This is a genomic window from Streptomyces sp. AC555_RSS877, from assembly GCF_019049245.1.
GTDB lineage: Bacteria > Actinomycetota > Actinomycetes > Streptomycetales > Streptomycetaceae > Streptomyces.
On sequence record NZ_JAGMUK010000181.1, the window covers coordinates 1 to 22,272 of the forward strand.

Consider the following 22,272-nt stretch of genomic DNA (forward strand, 5'->3'; position numbering starts at 1 on the left):
GAAGACCAACTCGAAGAAGCCAAGCGCATCAACGCCGAATACCGCCACGCCGCCCAGTCGGCGAACCCGACGGCCGCAGCCTGACCCGACTGAGACCCGCGCCTGCCCAGGAGTTCTACGGCTGCACCCACGCAAGCTGCCCGGGACGCAAAGCGCTCCGGGCACCTTCGTAGTCGCCGCCGGACTGCGCAGAACCGGTTTCGCCCGGCGTTCTACGCCGGGACCAGGACAGTGAGCCATTCCGCTTCACGTGCCCGGTATCCGTAACGATCCATCAGACCCGACACGATGGCCGGGACGTGGCCGGCTCCGTAGACGATGGCCACTCGGATCGGCTCGTCGGCGCGCTCCGCGTGGATCTGGCCGAGCGCGTCGAGCAGCTGTTTGTCGCGCCGACCGGTTATCGCACGCTCCACTGGATCGTCGGCCAGCATCTCCGCCCGCAGCGTGGAGGGCAGATCGTCGACTGCCAGATCCTCATCGAGGAAGGCGCGCGGACCGCGTAGCGCGAATACCAGACCCATCATGGGAGCCGCGACCAAGAGAAGCAGATGGGTCCACCGAGGCAGTGTCTTCAGATCTGCGATCACCTCCGCCGCGGTCACATCCGGGTGGACAACCGGCACTGACGCGGGAAGCAGCAGCTCCTCGCGCTGCTCCTGCAGGCCGTTGCGCCGACGCCGTGGCGCGAACCGGTAGGCAAGAGTGAGGGCACTCACTCCGACCGAATGCCCTCGGATTCCCTCCATGACTATGAGGTCGCATTCCCTGAGCCTGATGCGGACTTGGGAGTAGAACGTCGGCGAAGCCACATGCAGCATCGGGAAGATCACGAATTCAAGTGGCTTCCCAGTCTGCCTCATGGTGATCACAGCAGATCGGACGGCATACCCGGTGACCTCGATGATCTGCATGATGCCCCCGCGACCCCGCCCGGTTTCCCTTGCCCGTACCAGGACACGAGTTCATCCGGGGCCGCGGTTCCCTCATCGGTGCAAGCAAGCCGTGCCGTCGGGAAAGCGGGGTACAGTGCCCCCTCACAGTTTGCGCGGCTCGGAATTTCTGGCCGGGTCGGTGATTTCGATGCCCGCGGGGATGAAGCCGGTCTGCCCCTTCGCGGCCAGTTCCCTCAGATGCTGCTGGTAGCGGTCTGGGGAGACGACCTTGACGTTGAACAGCATTCGGGCGTGGTCGACGCCGCAGAGTTCGGCGCACTTTCCCCGGAAGGTGCCCTCACGAGAGGGAGTGACCTCGAAGGCATTGACATTGTGGCCCGGGAAGACGTCCTGCTTCATCAGGAACGGCAGTACCCAGAAGGAGTGGATGACGTCACGGGAGGACAAAACGAAGCGGACCTTTTCTCCCTTCGGCAGCCACAGTGTCGGGCCGGGGTTGCCGTTCTGCGGGTTGCGGGTGGCCGGGGTGCCGACGTCGTAGACGCCCTCGGCGCCCGCGGGGAAGGCCCTGCTGTACCGGTCCGGAACGATTCTCAGGTCCGGGTCGGCTTTCGCATCGCCGGTGCCGGTGCGGCCGTCCACGTTCTCGATGTAGTTGAATCCCCAGCTCCACTGGAAGCCGACCACGCCGATGGTGTGGGCGGGCTTTTCTGAGAGTTCGAGGAGCTCGGCCTCGTCACGGGCGGTGAAGTAGAAGAGTACCGAGACGATGATCAGCGGGACCACGGTGTACAGCGCCTCGATGGGCATGTTGTACCGGGTCTGTGCGGGAACCTCGACCTTGGTCCTGGTGCGCCGGTGAAAGATGGCCGCCCACAGGATCAGCCCCCACACCAGCGCGCCCACGGCGAGTGCCGCGGCCCACGAGCCCTGCCACAGGGAAAGGATCCGCGGTGCTTCTTCCGTGACGGGGGTGGGCATCCCGAGGCGGGGGAAGTCCTGCCATGTGTATTCGCAGCCGGAAGCGGTCACCAGGATGAGGCCCGCAGTCAGCGACTGCAGCAGCCTTTGCCGCATCGGACGCCGCGGGTGGCGGTCACGGCCGTTGGGACTCACGTAGCGCCTTCCTGAGGTCTCGCCCGCAGGTCGGAAGGGCCGCCTCACGGGTCGGTCACGTCCCTCCTGTCCCTGCGGGCTGGAGATCGAGTTTGGGGTCTTTATGCGGACAAAACACTACTGGTGCGCAAGCCGGGAGAGTGCCCAACGCGCCGCCGATGTCCGGCGCTCAGAAGTCTCCATCTGCCCGGCCAAGCAGCTCCCGAGGCACCCCCACGCCTCGCACCCAGGCGTCTCGGACCGCACTCAGTCGCGTCGGCGGTCCGGGCAAGCCGTACGCCCCATGCGTACGAACAGCGGTGGGCCCGACCGGAGGAGTCCGGCCGGGCCCACCAGGCGGCTTGACCGGTCAGCCGCTGGGCGGCACGGCTGACGCGTTGGAACGGTTCTAGTCGCCCGAGAAGCCGAAGATGCCGAGATGGGTGGGCCTGTCGTCGGAGTAGAGGACGATGTAATAGCCGGTCCATCGCATCCGACACTCGCCGAGCAGGCTCCGCTCGTGCTCCTCGTGGCTCGCAGCCTCATTCGCAGCGGCGACGCGTTTCTCGTACTGCTCGACCGTGGGGCGGTCTGTGCCGAAGTGGTGAACCACCCGGCTGACGGGCAGAGGGCGCAGGGTGCCGTAGTCAGAGGGACGAGACGGCACCGGCGGGTCATCTGTGGCAACGACCGTGTCGATGTCGAGGATCGTATGGGTGCCCTCTGTCCCCATGAACTCCTCGTCCTCATAGAGATCCTCGAGGCTTCGGTAGCTCGCGCCGTCGCCGTACTCCTCCTGAAACACACTGGCCTGCAAAGTCGCCAAGGCCGCCTCGACGTCCCCGTCGAACCTGGTGACGTAGTCCCACCCGCTGGCACCCATCGAGCCGCCCCTCCCTGGAGATCGTGAACGGCCAAACGGTACCGGCGGGCGCTGACATCGAGGGCGACGCACGAGGCTCACGGAGCAGCGGACGGCATGATGTCCGTTCTGAGGCCAAGGGGGGAGTCGTGAGACGCGCCTGCAGTAGTCCACGGCTGCGGGGAGCATGGCAGCAGCAGTGGCAGGCGTCGCTCGAAGCGACTCTCTCAAGTGACACAGCGGGTCGGCGACTGCATGACGATTCCGACGTCGACCCAGTGACGCCCGCCTGCGGAGAGCAGGCGTCATGCGCCCGCCCGTGGGCCCACCGGTCGGCCGAGCGGGCAGCGAGACCTGCGCCCGCTCCGCAAGACGCCAGCCCTCGCTATGCGGCCGCCGAAGCCGAGGGGCGCTGAACGTCCAGGATGACCGCCGTTCCGGCGACGGTCCGGTCCTCGTGCATGGTGATCACTTGACCGGGCTGAAGGTGCTGCCAGTTCGACGGGGAGAGTGGGGCGAGACGCACCGTGGCCCGCCCGCCAGGCTCCACGATGGGCGCGAACTCTGCCCAAAGGCCGGCGATGTAGAAGTCCGGATCGCCTGTCGGCGTTCGACGCCCGATGTTCCACATGGGACGGAGGACGCCGGCTCCCGAGAAGGGTGTCTGTCGACGGGCCTCCTCGGCAGGTCTGAGGGTGAGGTCGGCTCGGATGATGCCGTGTCGGGTTTCATAGCACCGCCAGTGACACCAGGCCGCGCTTCTGTCCAGCCGCATCTGTTCGGCGGCGGCGGCAAGGGCCTGCCAGAAGCTGAGCGGAAGCGGGCGGATGTTTCCAAGGTGCTCCAGCAGCTCGAGAGCCACTTCCCACTCGTCGTGGGTGAGGTAGTCCCAGACGTCGTTCACCGTGATGTCCTTCTCGGTGGCCAACTCTTCCGGGACCAGCAGTGAAGCTGTTTCCAGCAGCTCGGAGACGTCCATGCCCCGATTCTGAATGATGGTCCGGTCTGGTGGGCAGGCACTTCTCCCGCTCAAAGACGCCGACCAGGCTTCGGGGAACAGGCAACGGCGAACACGCCACCCGCCAAGGGCGGCCCGCAGCCGAGGCAGATAGCCGTAGCCGTCTGGGACAGCGGCCTCGTCTGTCCCGACGGACACGGCAGATCGAAGGCGAGCCGGCCCGCCTCCCACACCGCCGGCTTCACCGGCCAGCGCTGTCGCGGCCGACAACTGCCTGGCCCGGCCCCGGCGTCGCCCTCACCATCCGGAGTTGGCTGCGACCGAGGCCGGCAGGGGCTCAGTGGTGCACGGCGGCGGTCTGGTCCTCGTCGGCGTGGGCCAGTTGGGCGACGAGGTCCCGGAAGCGGTCCTGGCTCAGGAGATCGAGGCTTTCCTCCGCGCGTTCCGTGACGCCGTCCCGGTCGATGGCCAGCCACTGGAACATGAACGCCGGGACGTCTCCCGGGGCGCCGCACTCCTCCAGCGCTGCCCGCCGCACCTGCGGAAGACGGTCCAGAACCGCTTCCAGGTAGTCCAGAGCCAGTTCATTGATCCCGTGCCGGGCGTACATGTCCTGCACCGCCCCGGTGTCCGCGTCGGTGTCCACACCGACGCGGTTCCTGAGGGTGAGCAGCATGTCAGCCGCGTCCTCGTCGGCCAACGGCCCCAGCAGCCCCTTCGCCTTGTGCACGGCGAGGCACAGCTGAATCGTCGCCTCACCGTTGCGGACGTCCTCACCTGTGGGGTCGTCGACGATGTCGTCGATCAGACAGGCCGCGGTCGTCGCACCCGCGATGTAGTCCGTGAGAGCTTCACCGTCCGTGACTCCCGCTCCGTAGCAGGCCAGCAGGCGGCTCATGTCGACGATGAAGTGGATCCAGTCCGTCGCGCGGTTGAACACGACGCTGCGGTAGGAGTCCAGCGTGAGGTGGTCCACCGGCACGGAGGAGGGGGCGGCGGCCCCGGCGGCCGGAACCCGCGCACGCCTCCGATCCTGTTCCGCGTGGTACGCGAAGTAGTGCGCGCCGTGCTTGATCTGCCGCACCGCGCGGTCGTGCAGTTCCTGTTTGAAGGGGTGATGGTCCGGCACCGCTGACGAGAGCACGTTCATTGCCTGGGCCGCCAGGATGAGGGTGTCGTTGGCGAACGAGCGTGGATGGCGCACGTGCCAGGCCGGACGGCCGTTGCGCACGCGTGCTCCGTCCATCCAGTCGTCCATGAGGATGGTGAGCGTGGTCATCCAGTCCGCCGCCGTCGCCACCGCGTAGACCAGCCGCATGTGAGCCGGCGTCTGATACTCCGGCGGCGTGATCCGCCGGTACAGGTGGATCAGCAGCGCCGCGGCGTAGTGATGCTGCCACGACGACGACCACGCTTCACGCCCCAGATGTTCGGCCCACGCCTGGTTCTGCCTCCGGGCGAGGTCGGAGTGGTCGTAGCCGAACAGCGGGATCCCGGCCAGCTCGTCACACACCTCGCGGTACGGCCCGTCCACCTCCCGTCGCAGCGCCGGCAGATCCATCCCCCCGTGCAGACGGAAGCGCTCCGCCCGCACGTTCTCCACCGGCAGCGCCGTCCGACGGACGTCCGAACCGTCCGGCAGCAGCAGGAACGCGTCTGCGAACGCATCCCTCCGGCGGTTGTCCGGGTCGTAACTCCCCGCGAACCGAGTCCCGTCGAGGCCGAACCGCGTGCGCAGGCCCTGCCGGGTCACGGACCGGTCGGTGATGGTCGACATCGCTACTCCTTGGTTTGTCCGGGCCTTCCGCCCGCTCCCGAGTGAGATAGCGGCAAGACAGCCCCGACGCGCCGTCAGCCGGCCTCCGCTCACCCAGGAGGCCGAGCGACTTCACCGCAGAAACGATCAGGCTCGTTCCGAGGTGAAGAACCGTGACGGCAGGGATGGCCGCGGTACTTCCTACGGGTGCAGTGTGACCTCGCCCGTCACGCGGATGCCGGTCTCCTGGCCGGGGCCGACCGACAGCGGGCCCGCGACGCGGACGTCCACCGTGCTGTCGAGGCCCTGCACGGCGACGGTCACTTTGGCGTCGTGGCCGAAGAAGCAGACGTCGGTCACGGTGCCCCGTACCGCCCCCGCCGTGTCCGCGTCGGTGAGCCGCAACTGCTCGGGGCGCAGTACCACCGTGCCGGAGCGCCGCCCGTTCGGTGGTGAGGCCAGCGCCACGGTGCCCAGCGGTGTGCTGGCCGTGGAGCCGCTGTTGCCGACCGTCCCCTGGAGGAGTACGGCGTCACCCACGAAACCGGCGACCCATGGATCGGCGGGGCGTCGGTAGAGCTCCTGCGGGGTGTCGCACTGGACGATCCGGCCCTGCCGTACGACGGCCACGAGGTCGGCGGTGGACAGTGCCTCCTGCTGGTCGTGGGTGACCAGCAGCGCCGTGGCCCCGGTCGCCCGCAGGGCGGCGCGTACGTCCGCCCGTACTCCGGTGCGCAGGGCGCTGTCGAGGGCGTTGAAGGGTTCGTCGAGCAGGACGAGTGCGGGGCTCGGGGCGAGCGCCCTGGCCAGGGCGATGCGCTGCTGCTGTCCTCCGGACAGTTCGTGCGGCATCCGGTCGCCGTATCCGGAGAGTCCGACCAGGTCGAGCATGTCCTCCGTGCGGCGGCGGCGCTCGCCGCGGTCCGGTCCGGTCAGGCCGAAGGCCACATTGCGCGCCACGCTGAGGTGCGGAAAGAGCGCACCCTCCTGCGGGACGATGCCGACGCGGCGCCGCTCCGGGGGCAGATGGACACCGGGGCCGGTCAGGGTGCGCCCGCCGACGGTGACCGTGCCCGCGTCGGCGCGCAGGAACCCCGCGACGATGCGCAGCAGGGTGGTCTTGCCGCAGCCGGAGGGACCGAGCACGGCGGCCAGCGAGCCGGCAGGTACCGAGAGGTCCAGCGCCTGGAGGACCGGGGCTTCGGGGCCGTAGGACTTGGCCAGTTGCGCGATGTGGAGATCGTTCACGTGCGGTGCCTGCCCAGGAGGTAGGAGGGGACGGCGGCGAGCAGGATGAGTACGGCGGCGTAGGGGGCGGCGGCCGCGAAGGAGCCGGCTCCGGTCTCGGTCCACAGGCGGGTGGCGAGGGTGTCCATGCCGGTGGGGCGCAGGAGCAGGGTGGCGGGCAGTTCCTTCATGCAGACGACGAAGGTGAGGGCCGCGCCGGCCGCCACCCCTGGTGCGGCCAGCGGCACGGTCACCTCGCGCAGGACCCGCAGGGGTGATCTGCCGAGCGAGCGGGCCACGTCCTCCAGCACGGGCGGCGCCTGCAGGACGGCGGCCCGGGTGGCGGCCACCGCGACCGGCAGGAAGAGGACGGCGTACGCGCAGACCAGCAGGGGGAGTTGCTGGTAGAGCGGATAGGCGTAGCGGACCGCGAAGAAGACCAGGGAGAGCGCGACGGTGATGCCGGGCAGCGCGTGCCCTGCGTAGGCGGCCTGCTCCAGCAGCCGGGTGCCGCGCCCCCGGTGCCGTGCGGCGATCACTCCGACGGGCAGCGCGAGCAGGGTGGTGAGGGCGGCTCCGGCGGCGGCGACGCCGAGCGTGGCCCCGGCGGCCTCGGCGACGGCGCCGAGGTCCCAGGTCGCGGACGAGCCGACGGTCAGCCAGTAGCCGAGGGTGCCGAGCGGGAAGGCGACGGCGGCGGCGACCACCGTCGCGCACCAGGCGAGAGCGGGGATGCGCCAGTGTCCCAGCGGTAGCGGGGCGGCGGGTCGTGCCGTCCCGCCGCCGGTCCTGGCGTGTCCCGCGCGGCCCCGGGTACGGGCCTCGGCGGCGACCAGCGCCACCGTCATCACCACCAGCACGACGCTGAGGGCGGCGGCCGGGGTGCGGTCGAAGGAGGCCCGGTAGGAGGTGTGGATGGCCCGGGTGAACGTGTCGTACCGCATCAGCGAGACGGCGCCGAAGTCGGAGAGCACGTACAGCGCGACGAGCAGCGCCCCGCCCGCGGCGGCCGGGCGGAGCTGGGGGAGGGTGACCCGGAGGAACGTGCGCACAGGGCCGTGGCCGAGGGAGTGGGCGGCCTCTTCCTGTGCCGGATCGATGCCGCGCAGCGCGGCGGCGACCGGCAGATGGACGTACGGAAAGCTCACCAGGGTCAGTGCGAGCGCGGCCCCGAGGAATCCCGTGGTCTCGGGGACGGCGGCCAGCCAGGTGAAGGCGGCGACATAGCTGGGCACGGCGAGCGGCAGCGTGGCCAGCACGGACCAGGCGCGGGCCCCTGGCAGGGCGGTGCGCACGGTCAGCCAGGCCAGCGAGACACCCAGGACCAGGCAGGCCACCACGACGACCGCCGTCAGGCCGAGGCTGCGGCCCACGAGGTGGAGGGTGCGTTCGTCGGCGATGACGTCCCAGGCGTAGCCCGGACCACGTTCGAGGGAGCGGATGGCGAGGTAGCCGAGCGGCAGCAGGGCGAACAGGGCGGCGACGCAGGCGGGGACGAGCAGGACCAGCGGGGGTCTGCGGCCGGAACCGGCGCCCTCCTGGCGGGTGGTGCGGGCGCGTCGGCGCCCGGCCGGAGCAGGTGCTCCGGCCGGGCGGGCCGCGGAGGGGGCTGTGGTCACGTTGCGCTCACGGTTTCCGTCCGGGCCCAGATCCTCAGACCAGCCCGACGTCCTGGAGCATGGCCAGCGTCTCCTGGAGGGATTCCAGCTTGCCGAGGTCGATGCCGGGGGAGTTGAGGGAGTCGAACGGCGGCAGGCCCTCGACGTTGCTGGTGACGCCCGCGGCCAGCGGGTACTCCTTCGTCTTGTCGGCGAAGTAGGTCTGCGCCTCCTTGGACAGCAGGTAGCCGACGGCCTTCTGGGCGGTCGCGGTCTGGCCGCCGTCCTTGAGGATGCCGACGCCGGCCACGTTGATCAGCGCGCCGGGGTCCTTGCCGGGGAGGAAGTTGAGCTTGGCGTTGACCTTGTCCTCGCCCTTCTCGGCGACCCGCTCGTACCAGTAGTAGTGGTTGACCAGGCCGAGGGAGACCTCGCCGGACTCGACCGCGTCGAGGGTGGCGAGGTTGTTGGCGTACGTCTTGCCGTTGGCCTTGAGGCCCTTGAGCCACTCGCGTGTTGCGTCGTCGCCCTCCAGGACGCGCATGCCGGTGACGAAGGCCTGGAAGGAGGCGTTGGTGGGGGCGAAGCCGACCTTGCCCTTCCACTCGGGCTTCACCACGTCGTGGACGCTGTCCGGGACCTCGTCCTCGGTGACCTTGTCCGGGTTGTAGGCGATGACGCGCACGCGCCCCGACAGCCCCACCCAGTCTCCGGCGCCGCCCCGGTAGGCGGGGTCCACCGCGTCGAGGCTCGACTGCGGCAGCTTCGCCAGCATGCCCTCCTTGGAGAGGGCGCCGAGCGCGCCCGCGTCCTGCGAGAAGAACAGCCCTGCCTTGGTGCGGTCGCCCTCCTCCAGGATCTGCGCGGCCAGTTCGGCGCTGTCGCCGTACCGGACCTCGACCTTGCTGCCGACGGCCTTCTCCAGCTTGTCGAGGATCGGCTTGACCAGCTTCTCGTTGCGCCCGGAGTAGATGACGAGGGCCGAGTCGCCGCCGTCCGCCGAGCCGCCCTTGTCGCTGTCGGAGCCGCAGGCGGCGAGGGCGGGGAGGAGCAGGCCGGCCGCGACGAGCGCGGTGATCCGGCGAGCCGTGGGGCGTCGCATGTGGGTGTGCCTTCCTGCGTGGCCCGCCGGTACGCCGCGGTCGCGTCGTCGGTCAGCGAGCGGCGGAACGATCCTTTTCAGCCAACTGTGAACATGCTATGAATAAGGTAAAGCTTGCCTAACCGTCAAGGGGCTTGTGTTAATTGCGGACGCTGCCGCAGAAAGGTCATGCGCCCGTGATAGACCGTTTCGGGTCCCTTTCGGCCCCATCTGCCGTTCCGACTCCGCGTACCAGGGTTCCCTTTCCGCGACCGCCCGTACGGCGGCGTGGTGTGCCGTTCGCACGGGACCTCGCGGCGTACGGCGACCGCACCGCGCTTTTCACGCCACAGGGCGAAGTCAGCTACCGCGCACTCGCCGAACGGGTCTCCGCCACCGTCGAACGCCTCGGTTCCGCACGCCGCTTGGTCCTGTTGGCGGGGGCAAATCGAGCCGACTCCCTGGTCGTCCACCTCGCGGCCCTCTCGGCCGGCCACCCCGTCCTGCTCGTCCCCGGCGACAGCGCCGACACCATCGACGCCCTGAGTGCCGCGTACGACCCGGACGTGGTCGCGCGGCCGGACGGGGACGGCTCCTGGGTGCTCGACGAACGCCGACGCGAGAGCACCCACACCCTTCACCCGGATCTCGCACTGCTGCTGTCCACCTCCGGTTCGACCGGTTCCCCCAAGCTGGTCCGGCTCTCCGCCGAGAACCTTCAGGCCAACGCCGAGTCCATCGCCACGTACCTGGACATCCGCGACACCGACCGCGCCGCTACGACCCTGCCCATGCACTACTGCTACGGCCTGTCCGTCATCCACAGCCACCTGCTGCGCGGCGCCGGACTGATCCTCACCGAACGGTCGGTGGCCGACTCCGACTTCTGGGACGAGTTCCGCGCCGCCGGCGGCACCGCGCTCGCCGGGGTGCCGTACACCTTCGACCTGCTCGACCGGGTCGGCTTCGAGCGCATGCGGCTGCCCCACCTGCGGTACGTCACCCAGGCCGGGGGACGCCTGGCGCCCGAACGGGTCGCCCACTACGCGGAGTCGGGTCGCCGCGCGGGCTGGGAGCTGTTCGTGATGTACGGGCAGACGGAGGCTACGGCCCGCATGGCGTATCTGCCCCCCGCCCTCGCGGCCGAGCGCCCGCAGGCCATAGGAGTACCGGTCCCCGGCGGCTCCTTCCGGATCCGACCGGTGGACGGCATCGACGAGCCGGACACCGGCGAACTGGTCTACTCCGGCCCGAACGTCATGCTCGGGTACGCCGAGAGCGCGGCCGACCTGGCCCAGGGAAGGACTGTCGACGAACTGCACACCGGCGACATCGCCCGACGCGCGCCCGACGGTTTGTACGAGATCGTGGGGCGACGCAGCCGGTTCGCCAAGATTCTGGGCCTGCGGATAGACCCGCAGCGCGTCGAGGCGATCCTGGAGGAGCACGGCATACCGGCGTCCTGCGCGGGCGACGACGACGCGCTGGCCGTCGTCGCGATCCGCACCGAGGGCGTCGACGCGGCACGCGTCCGGAGTCTGGTGGCGGACAGATGTGGTCTGCCGCCCCGCGCGATACGCGCACGGATCGTGCCGGAACTCCCGCGGCTCGCCTCGGGCAAGCCCGACTACCCGGCCGTACGGCGGCTGGCGCGCGAGGCGGAGGCACCGCTGCCCCGGCACAGCTCGACCACCGACAGCCTCCGCGCCCTCTACGCCGAGATCCTCGACCGGACCGACATCACCGAGGACAGCAGCTTCGTCGGCCTGGGCGGCGACTCGCTCTCCTACGTCGAGATGTCACTGCGACTGGAGCAGGCCCTGGGCACGCTTCCCGCCGACTGGCACAACACACCGATCCGGGACCTGCGCCGCCATGACGGCACGCGGCGCCCGGCCGGGAGCCCGGCCCGAAAGCGAGGGCCGCGGCGCACCCTGGACACCGGAATCGCCCTGCGCGCGATCGGCATCGTCGTGATCGTCGGTTCGCACATCCCCGTGTTCGCCGTCCAGGGCGGTGCGCACATACTGCTCGGGGTCGCCGGCTTCAACTTCGCCCGTTTCCACCTCACGGCACACGAACGCCGGGACCGTCTGCGCAGGCTGTGGCGCAGCGTCGTGCGCATCGCCCTGCCGAGCATCGTGTGGATCACCTTTGCGCTGCTGCTGACCCGTGAATACGACCTGGCCAACATCGTGCTGGCCAACAGCTTCTTCCCGCAGGACAACTCGGACCCGGAGTGGCGGTACTGGTTCGTCGAGGCGCTGGTCTACTTCCTGACCGGCCTCGCGGCGCTGCTGGCGGTCCCGCTGCTCGACCGCGTGGAACGACGTAGCCCGTTCGGCTTCGCTCTGGCGTTGGTGGCCCTGGGACTGGTCGGGCGGTACGACCCGTTGGGCCTCGCGCACATCCGCTACCACCTCAGCCCCACCGTCGTCTTCTTCCTGTTCGCCCTGGGCTGGGCGGCGGCGCGCGCCCGTACGACCGCCCATCGGCTGCTGCTGTCTGCTGTCCTGCTGGTCACCGTGCCGGGTCTGTTCCCCGCAGGACAGTCTTTGCGGACCTCGGTGGTCGTCGGCGGCCTGACGCTCCTGCTGTGGATCCCGGCCCTGCCCAGCGTGGACCCGGTCAACCGGCTGGCGGGCGTCCTGGCGGGCAGCTCGCTGTACATCTACCTGACGCACTTCCACGTCTACCCCTACCTGCGGGACCACTCTCCGGTACTGGCTCTGCTGGTCTCCCTGGTGTTCGGCGTGATGTACGGAGCGGTGGCCTCACGTCTGACGCGCAGACTGCTGGAAAGGGTGCGTGCCGTGCGTGTTGTGCGCGCGGTGCCTCCGTCGCTGGAGCAGCCGGGCGCAATCCGGCTGGCAGCGCGCCGTTGAGGGCCTGCTCACGCCACTCCGCGCCGGGGCTGACGACGCCGTAGAAGGCGGCCTCGGCGTCGCGGGCGCGCAGGGTGTGCTTGACGAGACGAACCGTATCGTCTAGTTTCGTGTTCATCGGTCGGCAGCTGGTGCTCCTACTGCCCGCCACACGATCCTGTTCGTCCAGCAAAGGACTGCTCTTGCACCGTGCTTCCGTCGGCACCACCGTCGCTGCTCCTCCTCTCACGACGTCTCAGATCGCTCTTGCCGAGGTGACCAAGCGCTACGGCGACCGCGTTGTGCTGGACCGCGTGTCTCTCACTGTCCGGCCGGGCGAAAAGGTCGGGATCGTCGGAGACAACGGCTCTGGCAAGTCCACGCTCCTGCGGCTGCTGGCAGGGCAGGAGCCTGTCGACAACGGCAGCCTGACCGTGATGGCACCAGGAGGGATCGGCCACCTTCGCCAGACTCTCGATCTGCCGGGTTCGGCGCGCGTGGGCGATGCCGTGGATCACGTGCTGGGCGCACTGCGCGCCCTGGAGCACCGTATTCGTGTCGCCGAGGCCGCACTGGGCACGGCCGGCACCGCGGAATTCGAGCGCTACGCCGCACTGGTGGCCGAGTTCGATGCGCGGGGCGGGCACGGAGCGGACCGCCGGGTCGAGGTGAGCCTCCGCCGGCTCGGCGAGCACGCGCCACTGGACCGGCAGCGTGCGCTCAGCACGCTCTCCGGAGGGCAGCGCTCCCGGCTCGCGCTCGCCGCCACTCTGGCCTCGGCCCCCGACCTGCTGCTGCTCGACGAGCCGACCAACGATCTGGACGACGAGGCCGTGGCCTGGCTGGAAGGACATCTGCACCGTCATCGGGGCACGGTCATCGTGGCCACGCACGATCGAGCGTTCCTGGAACGCGTCACCGACACGATCCTGGAAATCGACCACGATCAGCGCACGGTACGGCGCTACGGCAATGGATACGCCGGCTTCCTCGCCGCCAAGGCGGCGGCCCGGGCCCGGTGGGCGTGGGATCACGAGCAATGGCGCAACGAGATCGCCCGGCAGGAAAACCTCGCCGACTCCAGCAGCGGGCTGCTGGCCGAGATCCCCCGCAAGGGGCCGTGGGCATTCAGCGGCGCCGGCGCTTTCCGAGCGCGCTCGCGCGCACACGGCGCACAAAGCCGCATCCGGAACGCACGCGAGCGGTTGCAACGGCTCACGGAGCACCCCGTGCCGCCCCCTCCTCAGCCACTGCGGTTCACAGGCCGTGTCGAGGGCACGCCGACCGCCGAAGAGACACCACCAGCCGTGCACCTTGAAGGCATCCTGGTCGAAGGGCGGTTGGCCGTTCCGTCCCTGGAACTCGCTCCTGGTGACCGGCTCCTCATCACCGGCCCCAACGGTGTCGGCAAAAGCACCCTTCTCCGACTGCTGGCAGGGGAGCTGACGCCTGACGCCGGTGTCGTGCGCCGGCCACACCGAGTGGGATTCCTGCGCCAGCAAAGCGCGCCCGACGACGCCTTCGATGCCCGAACGCTGCTCGCGGCATTCGCAGCCGACAGGGCGGGGCAGCCCGACGAGCATGCCGACGCACTCCTTGCGCTCGGCCTGTTCCAGGCAGCCGACCTCACTGTTCCGGTACGGAACCTGTCCGTCGGACAGCGCCGCAAGCTCGAACTGGCCCGGCTCGTGACGGCAGGCCCGCTCGATCTGCTCCTGCTCGACGAGCCGACGAACCACTTGGCACCCACCTTGGTGGAAGAGATCGAGGCAGCCCTGGCCCGCTACACCGGCACCCTGGTCGTGGTGACGCACGACCGGCTCCTGCGTGAACGCTTCCAGGGGCACCGGCTGGAACTCCCGATCGCGGCCGAGAAGACGAGCCAGGACTGACGGCTTGACCCGCCCAGGCGGTGATCACCCACGCGCACCGGGAGGCCCGGTGGGCGGCCCGCTCGCTGACCGGGTCACCTGAACGGCCCGCACCTCGCAGGTGCGGGCCGTTGGCGTGCTCAACGGGCACCTGGCTGGTGCCCCGCGGAGGAGCCTGCGGCAACTGGTTCGGTGCCCCGCGGAGGAGCCCGGCGTATGGGATGCGTCAAAAGCACACGGGCCGCCGTAAGAGAGGCGTCAACGGCGGCCGAATCCGGCTGACGAGGAGCTTTCCTCGAATCGTCCGTTCGATCCGAACCTCATCTAGGAGCTCGCGATGGCCGACCTGGCCTTCGTCGTCACCACGGTCGCGGTGTTCGCGCTGGTGGCTCTCGCCGCCAAGGGGGTGGCGAAGCTGTGACCGTCGAAAACCTTGTCGGCCTGGTCGTGGCCGTCGCTCTGCTGGGCTATCTGATCCTCGCCCTGGTCTTCCCGGAGAGGTTCTGAGCACCCTATGAGCTCTGTCCTCGCCGGTGTGCTCCAACTGCTCGCGCTGATCGCTGCGTTGGCACTGGCATACCGCCCGCTCGGCGACTACATGGCCCGGGTCTACTCCTCCGACAAGCACCTGCGCGTGGAGAAGTGGATCTACAAGGGCATCGGCGCCGACCCGAACGCCGAGATGCGCTGGTCCGCCTATCTGCGCGGTGTCCTCGCCTTCTCCGCGGGGAGTGTGCTCTTCCTGTACCTGTTGCAACGGGTGCAGGGCAGCCTGCCCGGCTCGCTGGGCTTCTCCTCGATCGACCCGGACCAGGCGTTCAACACCGCCGCGTCCTTCGTGTCGAACACCAACTGGCAGTCGTACTACGGCGAGCAGGCCATGGGCCACGTCGTCCAGACCGGCGGCCTCGCGGTGCAGAACTTCCTGTCCGCCGCCGTCGGCATCGCTGTCGCGGTGGCTCTCGTACGAGGATTCGCCCGCTCCCGCACCGGCGAGCTGGGCAACTTCTGGACCGACTTGGTGCGCGGCACCGTCCGTATTTTGCTGCCGCTCTCCGTCGTCGCCGCGCTCGTCCAGGTCGCCTGCGGCGTGATCCAGAACTTCTCCGGCATCCACGAGGTCGGCCAGTTCACGGGTGGCAACCAGGAGTGGAACGGCGGCGCGGTCGCCTCGCAGGAGGCCATCAAGGAGATCGGCACCAACGGCGGCGGTTACTTCAACGCCAACAGCGCGCATCCCTTCGAGAACCCCAACGCGTTCTCCAACCTCTTCGAGATCTTCCTGCTCCTGCTGATCCCGTTCGCGCTGACGCGAACCTTCGGCCGGATGGTCGGCTCACTGCGCCAGGGCTACGCGATCCTCGCCACGATGGCGACCATCTGGGTCGCCTTCATCTGCCTGATGTGGTGGACCGAGTTCGCGCACCACGGCCCGGCGTTCGAGATCGCAGGCGGTGCGACGGAGGGCAAGGAGACCCGCTTCGGCATCGGCGCTTCGTCGATCTTCTCGATCTCCACGACGCTCACCTCCACCGGCGCGGTGGACTCGTTTCATTCCTCCAACACGGGGCTGGGCGGCGGGCTGAACCTGCTGGGCATGCAGCTCGGTGAGATCGCCCCCGGCGGTACCGGCTCGGGCCTCTACGGCATGCTGATCATGGCGGTCATCGCGGTGTTCATCGCCGGTCTGATGGTCGGCCGTACGCCCGAGTACCTGGGCAAGAAGATCGGCACCCGCGAGATCGAGTTCGCGGCCTGCTACATCCTCATCACCCCGGCGCTGGTGCTCATCTTCACCGCCGCGGCGATGGCACTGCCGACTCCGCCGCACTCCATGCTGAACAGCGGCGCGCACGGCTTCTCCGAGATCCTGTACGCATACACCTCAGGCGCCAACAACAACGGCTCGGCCTTCGCCGGCCTGAACGCGGACACGCCGTGGTTCAACACCACCATCGGCATCGTGATGCTCCTCGGGCGCTTCCTGCCGATGGTGTTCGTGCTGGCGCTGGCGGGTTCGCTGGCCGAGCAGAAGCCGGTGCCGGCCACCGCGGGCACGCTGCGCACCGAAAAGCCGCTGTTCACCGGGCTGTTGGTGGGCGCGATTCTCATCATCACCGGTCTGACCTACTTCCCGGCCCTGGCACTGGGACCGCTGGCCGAAGGGCTGGCGTCATGACCACTCGCACAGAAAAGCAAGAGGACAGCGTGTCCACGACTACTCCCACTCGTGCGCCGCACAGCGACATGCACACGGGGCACAGGCAGGAAGGGCGGGTCGGTGCGGGTCTGTTCGATCCGAAGCAGCTGCTGAAGTCGCTGCCGGACGCCTGCCGCAAGCTCGACCCGCGGGTGATGGTCAAGTCGCCCGTGATGTTCGTCGTGCTCGTCGGCTCGGTGCTGACGACGGTGTTCTCCTTCAAGGACCCGGGCGACTGGTTCGGCTGGGCGATCAGTGCCTGGCTGTGGCTCACCGTGATCTTCGCCAACCTGGCGGAGGCGGTCGCCGAAGGCCGCGGCAAGGCGCAGGCCGACACGTTGCGCAGGGCCAAGACCGAGACCGTCGCCCGCCGTCTCGTGAGCGACCGGGAAGAGCAGGTCGTCGGCACCGAACTGAGCGTGGGCGACCTGGTCGTCTGTGAGGCGGGCGACATCATCCCCGGCGACGGTGACGTCGTCGAGGGCGTCGCCAGTGTGGACGAGTCGGCGATCACCGGTGAGTCGGCCCCGGTCATCCGTGAGTCCGGCGGCGACCGCAGTGCCGTCACCGGGGGTACGAAGGTCCTCTCCGACCGGATCGTCATCAAGATCACGACGAAGCCGGGGGAGACCTTCATCGACCGCATGATCGCCTTGGTCGAGGGCGCCGCACGGCAGAAGACGCCGAACGAGATGGCGCTGAACATCCTGCTCGCTTCGCTGACCATCGTCTTCCTGCTCGCGGTGGCCACCCTTCCGCCGCTCGCGGACTACGCGGGCACCCACCTGACCATGGTCGTGCTGGTGGCCCTCCTGGTCTGCCTGATCCCGACCACGATCGGTGCGCTGCTCTCCGCGATCGGCATCGCGGGCATGGACCGACTGGTGCAGCGCAACGTGCTGGCCATGTCGGGCAGAGCAGTGGAGGCTGCCGGTGACGTGTCGACCCTGCTGCTCGACAAGACCGGCACCATCACGCACGGAAACCGGCAGGCCGCAGAATTCGTACCCGTACGGGGCGCCACCGAGGCCGAGGTGGCGGATGCCGCCCAGCTGTCATCACTGGCCGACGAGACGCCCGAGGGCCGCTCGATCGTCGTCCTGGCGAAGGAGAAGTACCAGCGGCGCGAGCGGCACCAGGGCGAGCTGTCCGGCGCCGAATGGACAGCCTTCACCGCCCAGACCCGGATGTCGGGCGTGGACGTCGGCGGGCGCAAGATCCGCAAGGGCGCGGCCGGTTCGGTCATCACCTGGGTCAAGGAGCGGGGCGGCACGGTCGCCGAGGACGCCGACTCCCTCGCCCACCACATCTCCGCAGCGGGCGGGACCCCGCTGCTCGTGGCCGTGGAAGACACCGAAGGCGCCCGAGTGCTGGGCGTCGTCCACCTCAAGGACGTCGTCAAGGAGGGCATGCGGGAGCGGTTCGACGAGCTGCGCCGCATGGGCATCAAGACCGTCATGATCACGGGTGACAACCCGCTGACGGCCCGGGCGATCGCCGAGGAGGCGGGCGTCGACGAGTTCCTCGCGGAGGCCACTCCCGAGGACAAGATGGCGCTCATCAAGCGCGAGCAGGCGGGCGGCAAGCTCGTCGCGATGACCGGCGACGGCACGAACGACGCGCCCGCGCTCGCCCAGGCCGACGTCGGCGTGGCCATGAACACGGGGACGTCGGCCGCCAAGGAGGCCGCCAACATGGTCGACCTCGACTCCAACCCGACCAAACTCATCGAGATCGTCGAGATCGGCAAGCAACTCCTCATCACCCGGGGCGCGTTGACGACCTTCTCGATCGCCAACGACGTCGCCAAGTACTTCGCGATCATCCCGGCGCTCTTCGTCGCGGTCTACCCGGGCCTGGACAAGCTCAACATCATGAACCTGTCCTCGCCCGACTCCGCGATCCTCTCCGCGGTCATCTTCAACGCACTGATCATCATCGCGCTGGTGCCCCTCGCCTTGCGCGGCGTGCAGTACCGCCCGGTCAGCGCCGACAAGCTGCTCCGCCGCAACCTCGGGATCTACGGCCTGGGCGGGCTGATAGCTCCCTTCATCGGCATCAAGATCATCGACCTGCTCCTCTCCCTCATCCCCGGGATCGGCTGACTGCCATGAACAACTCGGTTATCAACACTGCCCGGTTGCTCTCGGCCGGCCTGCGCGCCCTTCTCGTCCTCACCGTGGTGACGGGCATCCTCTACCCGCTGGCCATCACCGGCGTCGCCCAGGGGATCTTCCCCGGCAAGGCGAACGGCTCGCAGATCAAGGCGGACGGCAAGGTCGTCGGCTCCTTGCTCATCGGCCAGGCGTACAACCTGCCGCTCAAGAAGGGCCAGGAGACGCCGGAGCCCGACCTGAAGTGGTTCCAGGGGCGTCCGCAGAACGGCCTGGGCACCAACACAGTCAACACCCGGTACAAGCTGATCCTGTCCGGCGCGACGAACCGTTCCGGTGACAACGCCGACCTGATCAAGTGGGTCAAGGCGGCCAAAGCCGCCGTCATCAAGGACAACTCGACGGCGGACTACAAGGTCAAGCCGTCCCAGGTACCCGCCGACGCGGTCACCTCCTCCGGCTCGGGGCTGGACCCGGACATCTCCCCGGACTACGCCGGCATCCAGGTCCACCGGATCGCCGAGCGGAACGGCTTGTCCGTCGCCCAGGTCCACAAGCTCGTGGACGAGCACACGGACGGCCGCATTCTCGGCTTCATGGGCGAGCCCACGGTCAACGTCCTGGAACTCAACATCGCGCTCAAGGAACTCGTGGCGCGCCATGAACCGAGCAGCACTCCGTCCTGAGCCGGGCCGAGCCTGAGCCCGTCCCGACGTGTGGCTCACCGGCGACGACGGCGGAAGTGAGCGTGAACGGCCGAATGCCGTCTGTTCACGGGTGGGCGAACGCCAATAGCCTGTGCGACCTTCACGCTCTGGGGGGTCTCGTGAACGGTCTCCGTGCGGTCATCGTCTGCCTTGTGATCGCCTGTGCCGCGGTGGTGTCGCCGGCCGCGGCTGTGACGCCCAACTGGTCGGCACTGCCGGTGCCGGCGGCGGCACCGCCGATGACCGTGTCCGACCTCGCCGCCCGCGGCCCGGGTGAGGCGTGGGCGACCGGGTACGAGCACGCCGCCGATGGACTGCGGCCGATGCTGTACCGGTGGGACGGCACGGCGTGGAGCCGGGACACCACCTTCCCCGGCGCCGGTGAACCGGGCCGGCTCGGCAAGGTGCAGTTCGTCGGCCAGGAGGTGTGGATCTTCCACGAACGCGTGGGGGCGGGGGAGATCCTGCGCCGTTCGGCGGGAGGGTGGAATGTCGTTCCGCTGCCGCAGACCTTGTCGGTCCATCAGGATTTCGCCGCGGTACCGGGTGCCGCGTGGGTGGTCGGCGAGGACGACACCGGAGTGAAGGTGCTGCACTACGACGGTTCCGGCTGGACCACCCAGTCCACCCCGGACGGGGTGCTGTACCTGATGGGGATCACCGCACGTACCGCCACCGACGCCTGGGCCTGGGCGGACACCAGCACCGGGACCACCATTCTGCGCTGGGACGGCACCGTGTGGCGGGACGCGAACGTCTCACTGCCGCCGAACAGCAACGTGCACACGATCGTGCTCGAACCGTCCGGCCGGGTCACGATCGGCGGCAGCCAGTACACCGACGGCGTGGCCCGCACCTACCTGATGACCTTCAACGGGCACGCCTGGCGCACCACCTACCCACCGCTGGGCGACACCTACACCGAGGCCATGGTGCGCGGCCCGGACGGCGCGCTGTGGCTGCCGGTGCGCAGCGACCGCGCGTTCCAGTCGAAGTACGCACGGCTGGACGGCCCCCGCACCACCTTCTCCTACGGCCCGGAGCGCACGAACGCGATCGACGTCAAACCGCGTGCACTGGCGAAGGCCGGGTTCTCACTTCTGTCCTTCGGCACCGTCGAGATCTACGGCTCGAAACCAAACCTCATGAGCGAGCGGCTGGGAGGCTGACCATGGCACGCAGACTTCTCGTCGCGGCCCTCGCTGCGGCCATGACCATCGTGACCGCCATGACCTCGGCCGCGGCGGACACCCAGTCCTGGCAACACGTTCCGGTCCCGGCGCAGGTACGCCCCCAGGCCGGTCTGAACGAGGCCGTGGCGTTCGGGCCGGACCGGGCGTGGGCGGTGGGTGCCGACGCCGTCGGCCGCGAGGCGCCGGGCTTCCCGCTGGTGCTGCGCTGGGACGGTGTCGCGTGGCAGCGCCAGAGTCTGGCCGGGGTCGGCTGGCAGGGCGAGCTGCTGTCCATCGCCGCGACCTCACCGACCGCGGTCTGGGCGGTTGGCCGCGACTCGGCGGGCGGCGCCCACCTGCTCCGCTACGACGGCATCGCGTGGGCCGAGAGCCGGCCGCCGCGCGGTGTCGTGCTGACGAAAGCCGTCGCCGGCGGCGGTGAGACCTGGCTGATCGGTTCGCGGGAGGGCGCGCAGGTGTTGCTGCGCTGGGACGGGCGCGGCTGGCGGGACGTGCCGGTGCCGCCGGGATCCGTGTACGGCCTGCACATCCTGGCGGCCGACGACGTCTGGGCCGCGGGTGACACCGCGTCGGGGGCGGCCGTGTCGCACTGGAACGGGCAGGCATGGCAGCAGACGATCGTGGACGCATTCCCGCGGTCGGGCTTGAGCAGTGTGCTGGCGGTCTCGCCGACGGAGGTGTGGGCGGGCGGCACGGCCGGGTTCGTCGGCGGCCCGGTGGGCCGGCCGATTCCGCCGCTCCTGGTCCGCTGGGACGGGCAGACATGGAACCGGGTGACCGTGCCCACCGACTTCGGCGCGATCAGCTCACTGGTACCCACCACGTCCGGCGCGCTGGCCTGGGTCGCGGTGGCCCGCTCGCAGAAATGGGGCCCGCCGGGCAGCTATCCGCCGTTCGTCCCCGGGCCGGATTTCCTTGCCTGGAACGGACAGTCGTTCACCGAGCACAGCGAACCGGTGGTGCCGGGCGAGGGTGGTTCCTCGGTGGTGCGGCTGGCGCCGGTGCCGGGCACGGCGACGGTGTGGTCGGTCGGCCGCGCAGACGGCCCCGAGGGCACCTTCGCGCCACGCATCCTTCGGTTCGGCTGAGAAGACGAACACTGCCACTTGTGCAGAGCGTTTCGCACGTCCGCGACGTCGGCGGCGGCCGGCGCGTTCGTCAGTGGGTGGTCGAGGGCGGCCACGTTCCGCCGTTACCGGTGGGATGGCACTGGGCCCTCGGCAGCCCAAGGCGTCGTGTAGAGGGTCACGGTGCCCCGGCCGGCCGTGGCCCGGCCGCCGCGGCCGCCGTCAGGGCTGGCAGGTGTTTTTCTCCCGACAACATGCCGATCCGCAACGGGAGATGAGCAACAGAGGCCCCTGCTATGGTGCGCCGATGTCATCGATCAAGCAGTTCCAAGTCACCTTCGACTGCGCGGAACCTGAGCGCGTCGCTCGCTTTTGGTGCGAGGTGTTGGGGTACGCCGTACCGCCGCCACCGGAGGGGTTTGCTACGTGGGGCGAATTCGATCGCTCTCTGCCGCCTGAGCAGCAGGGTTCAGCGTTCGCGTGCGGTGATCCGTCCGGCGTGGGCCCGAGACTGTTCTTCCAGCGCGTTCCCGAAGGGAAGGTCGTCAAGAATCGGCTGCATCTTGATGTGCGAGTCGGCACCGGACTCGTGGGTGCAGAGCGCCTCACCACGCTCGAAGCCGAGTGCGCACGACTGGTCGCGCTCGGCGCCGTACGCGTGCGACTGCTGCTTGCCGATGACGACAACGAGTCGTGCATCGTGATGCAGGACATCGAGGGCAACGAGTTCTGCCTCGACTGAGCATCCTCCGAGAGGGCGAGGCGGGAGCCGTCTCCTTGGGC

The 22,272-nt window shown here is 69.3% G+C and carries 17 protein-coding genes and 1 pseudogene; 10 read left to right on the forward strand and 8 right to left on the reverse strand.

The genetic code is table 11. The features are described 5' to 3' along the window. Nucleotides 1-84 (forward strand): annotated as a pseudogene (locus KUM49_RS49190) (MerR family transcriptional regulator); the annotation flags it as partial. Nucleotides 85-212: 128 nt separating this feature from the next. Here KUM49_RS49190 and KUM49_RS38495 read toward each other — a convergent pair. From KUM49_RS38495 to KUM49_RS38530, 8 genes are all read right to left on the reverse strand, one after another. Then, a complete protein-coding gene (locus tag KUM49_RS38495) occupies nt 213-914 on the reverse strand; it encodes a hypothetical protein (protein ID WP_217241601.1) in 702 nt (233 codons plus the stop codon). 123 nt (nt 915-1,037) lie between these two features. After that, a complete protein-coding gene (locus KUM49_RS38500; protein ID WP_217241602.1) occupies nt 1,038-2,012 on the reverse strand; it encodes a cytochrome c oxidase subunit II in 975 nt (324 codons plus the stop codon). A 388-nt stretch (nt 2,013-2,400) separates the two neighbouring features. Further along, nucleotides 2,401-2,874 carry a hypothetical protein gene (locus KUM49_RS38505; protein ID WP_217241603.1) on the reverse strand — a complete coding sequence of 158 codons (474 nt, stop codon included), beginning with the start codon at nt 2,872-2,874 and terminating at the stop codon, nt 2,401-2,403. Nucleotides 2,875-3,238: 364 nt separating this feature from the next. Further along, complete coding sequence (locus KUM49_RS38510; protein WP_217241604.1) at nt 3,239-3,832, reverse strand: hypothetical protein; 594 nt, start codon at nt 3,830-3,832, stop codon at nt 3,239-3,241. 316 nt (nt 3,833-4,148) lie between these two features. Then, nucleotides 4,149-5,588 (reverse strand): polyprenyl synthetase family protein, encoded by a 1,440-nt coding sequence (locus tag KUM49_RS38515; RefSeq protein ID WP_217241605.1) that lies wholly within the window; start codon nt 5,586-5,588, stop codon nt 4,149-4,151. A 180-nt stretch (nt 5,589-5,768) separates the two neighbouring features. Next, nucleotides 5,769-6,815, reverse strand: coding sequence for an ABC transporter ATP-binding protein (locus KUM49_RS38520; protein WP_217241606.1), 1,047 nt, complete (start codon nt 6,813-6,815; stop codon nt 5,769-5,771). After that, nucleotides 6,812-8,413 (reverse strand): iron ABC transporter permease, encoded by a 1,602-nt coding sequence (locus tag KUM49_RS38525; RefSeq protein ID WP_217241607.1) that lies wholly within the window; start codon nt 8,411-8,413, stop codon nt 6,812-6,814. The genes KUM49_RS38520 and KUM49_RS38525 overlap by 4 nt, the downstream gene beginning before the upstream one ends. Nucleotides 8,414-8,447: 34 nt before the next feature. Then, nucleotides 8,448-9,494 (reverse strand): iron ABC transporter substrate-binding protein, encoded by a 1,047-nt coding sequence (locus KUM49_RS38530; RefSeq protein WP_217241608.1) that lies wholly within the window; start codon nt 9,492-9,494, stop codon nt 8,448-8,450. Nucleotides 9,495-9,766: 272 nt separating this feature from the next. Here KUM49_RS38530 and KUM49_RS38535 point away from each other — a divergent pair, with 272 nt between their 5' ends. The 9 genes from KUM49_RS38535 to KUM49_RS38575 all read left to right on the forward strand — a co-directional run bounded on the left by KUM49_RS38535 (nt 9,767) and on the right by KUM49_RS38575 (nt 22,231). Continuing rightward, nucleotides 9,767-12,358: an AMP-binding protein gene (locus KUM49_RS38535; RefSeq protein WP_217241609.1), complete on the forward strand. Its 2,592-nt coding sequence runs from the start codon at nt 9,767-9,769 to the stop codon at nt 12,356-12,358. Nucleotides 12,359-12,540: 182 nt separating this feature from the next. Then, nucleotides 12,541-14,229: a ribosomal protection-like ABC-F family protein gene (gene abc-f, locus KUM49_RS38540; RefSeq protein WP_374200259.1), complete on the forward strand. Its 1,689-nt coding sequence runs from the start codon at nt 12,541-12,543 to the stop codon at nt 14,227-14,229. 396 nt (nt 14,230-14,625) lie between these two features. Continuing rightward, nucleotides 14,626-14,715 (forward strand): K(+)-transporting ATPase subunit F, encoded by a 90-nt coding sequence (gene kdpF / locus KUM49_RS38545; protein ID WP_217241610.1) that lies wholly within the window; start codon nt 14,626-14,628, stop codon nt 14,713-14,715. 7 nt (nt 14,716-14,722) lie between these two features. Further along, a complete protein-coding gene (gene kdpA, locus KUM49_RS38550; protein WP_217241611.1) occupies nt 14,723-16,387 on the forward strand; it encodes a potassium-transporting ATPase subunit KdpA in 1,665 nt (554 codons plus the stop codon). Continuing rightward, nucleotides 16,384-18,513, forward strand: a complete 2,130-nt coding sequence (gene kdpB, locus KUM49_RS38555) for a potassium-transporting ATPase subunit KdpB (protein WP_217241612.1) — start codon at nt 16,384-16,386, stop codon at nt 18,511-18,513. Before kdpA ends, kdpB begins: the two co-directional genes overlap by 4 nt. A 5-nt stretch (nt 18,514-18,518) precedes the next feature. Next, nucleotides 18,519-19,208, forward strand: coding sequence for a potassium-transporting ATPase subunit C (locus tag KUM49_RS38560; protein ID WP_217241613.1), 690 nt, complete (start codon nt 18,519-18,521; stop codon nt 19,206-19,208). A 140-nt stretch (nt 19,209-19,348) separates the two neighbouring features. Beyond that, nucleotides 19,349-20,398, forward strand: a complete 1,050-nt coding sequence (locus KUM49_RS38565; protein WP_217241614.1) for a hypothetical protein — start codon at nt 19,349-19,351, stop codon at nt 20,396-20,398. A gap of 2 nt (nt 20,399-20,400) precedes the next feature. Further along, complete coding sequence (locus KUM49_RS38570) at nt 20,401-21,510, forward strand: hypothetical protein (RefSeq protein ID WP_217241615.1); 1,110 nt, start codon at nt 20,401-20,403, stop codon at nt 21,508-21,510. Between the two features lie 286 nt (nt 21,511-21,796). Beyond that, on the forward strand, nt 21,797-22,231 hold the full coding sequence (locus KUM49_RS38575; RefSeq protein WP_217241616.1) for a VOC family protein: 435 nt from the start codon (nt 21,797-21,799) through the stop codon (nt 22,229-22,231). Nucleotides 22,232-22,272: the final 41 nt, after the last annotated feature.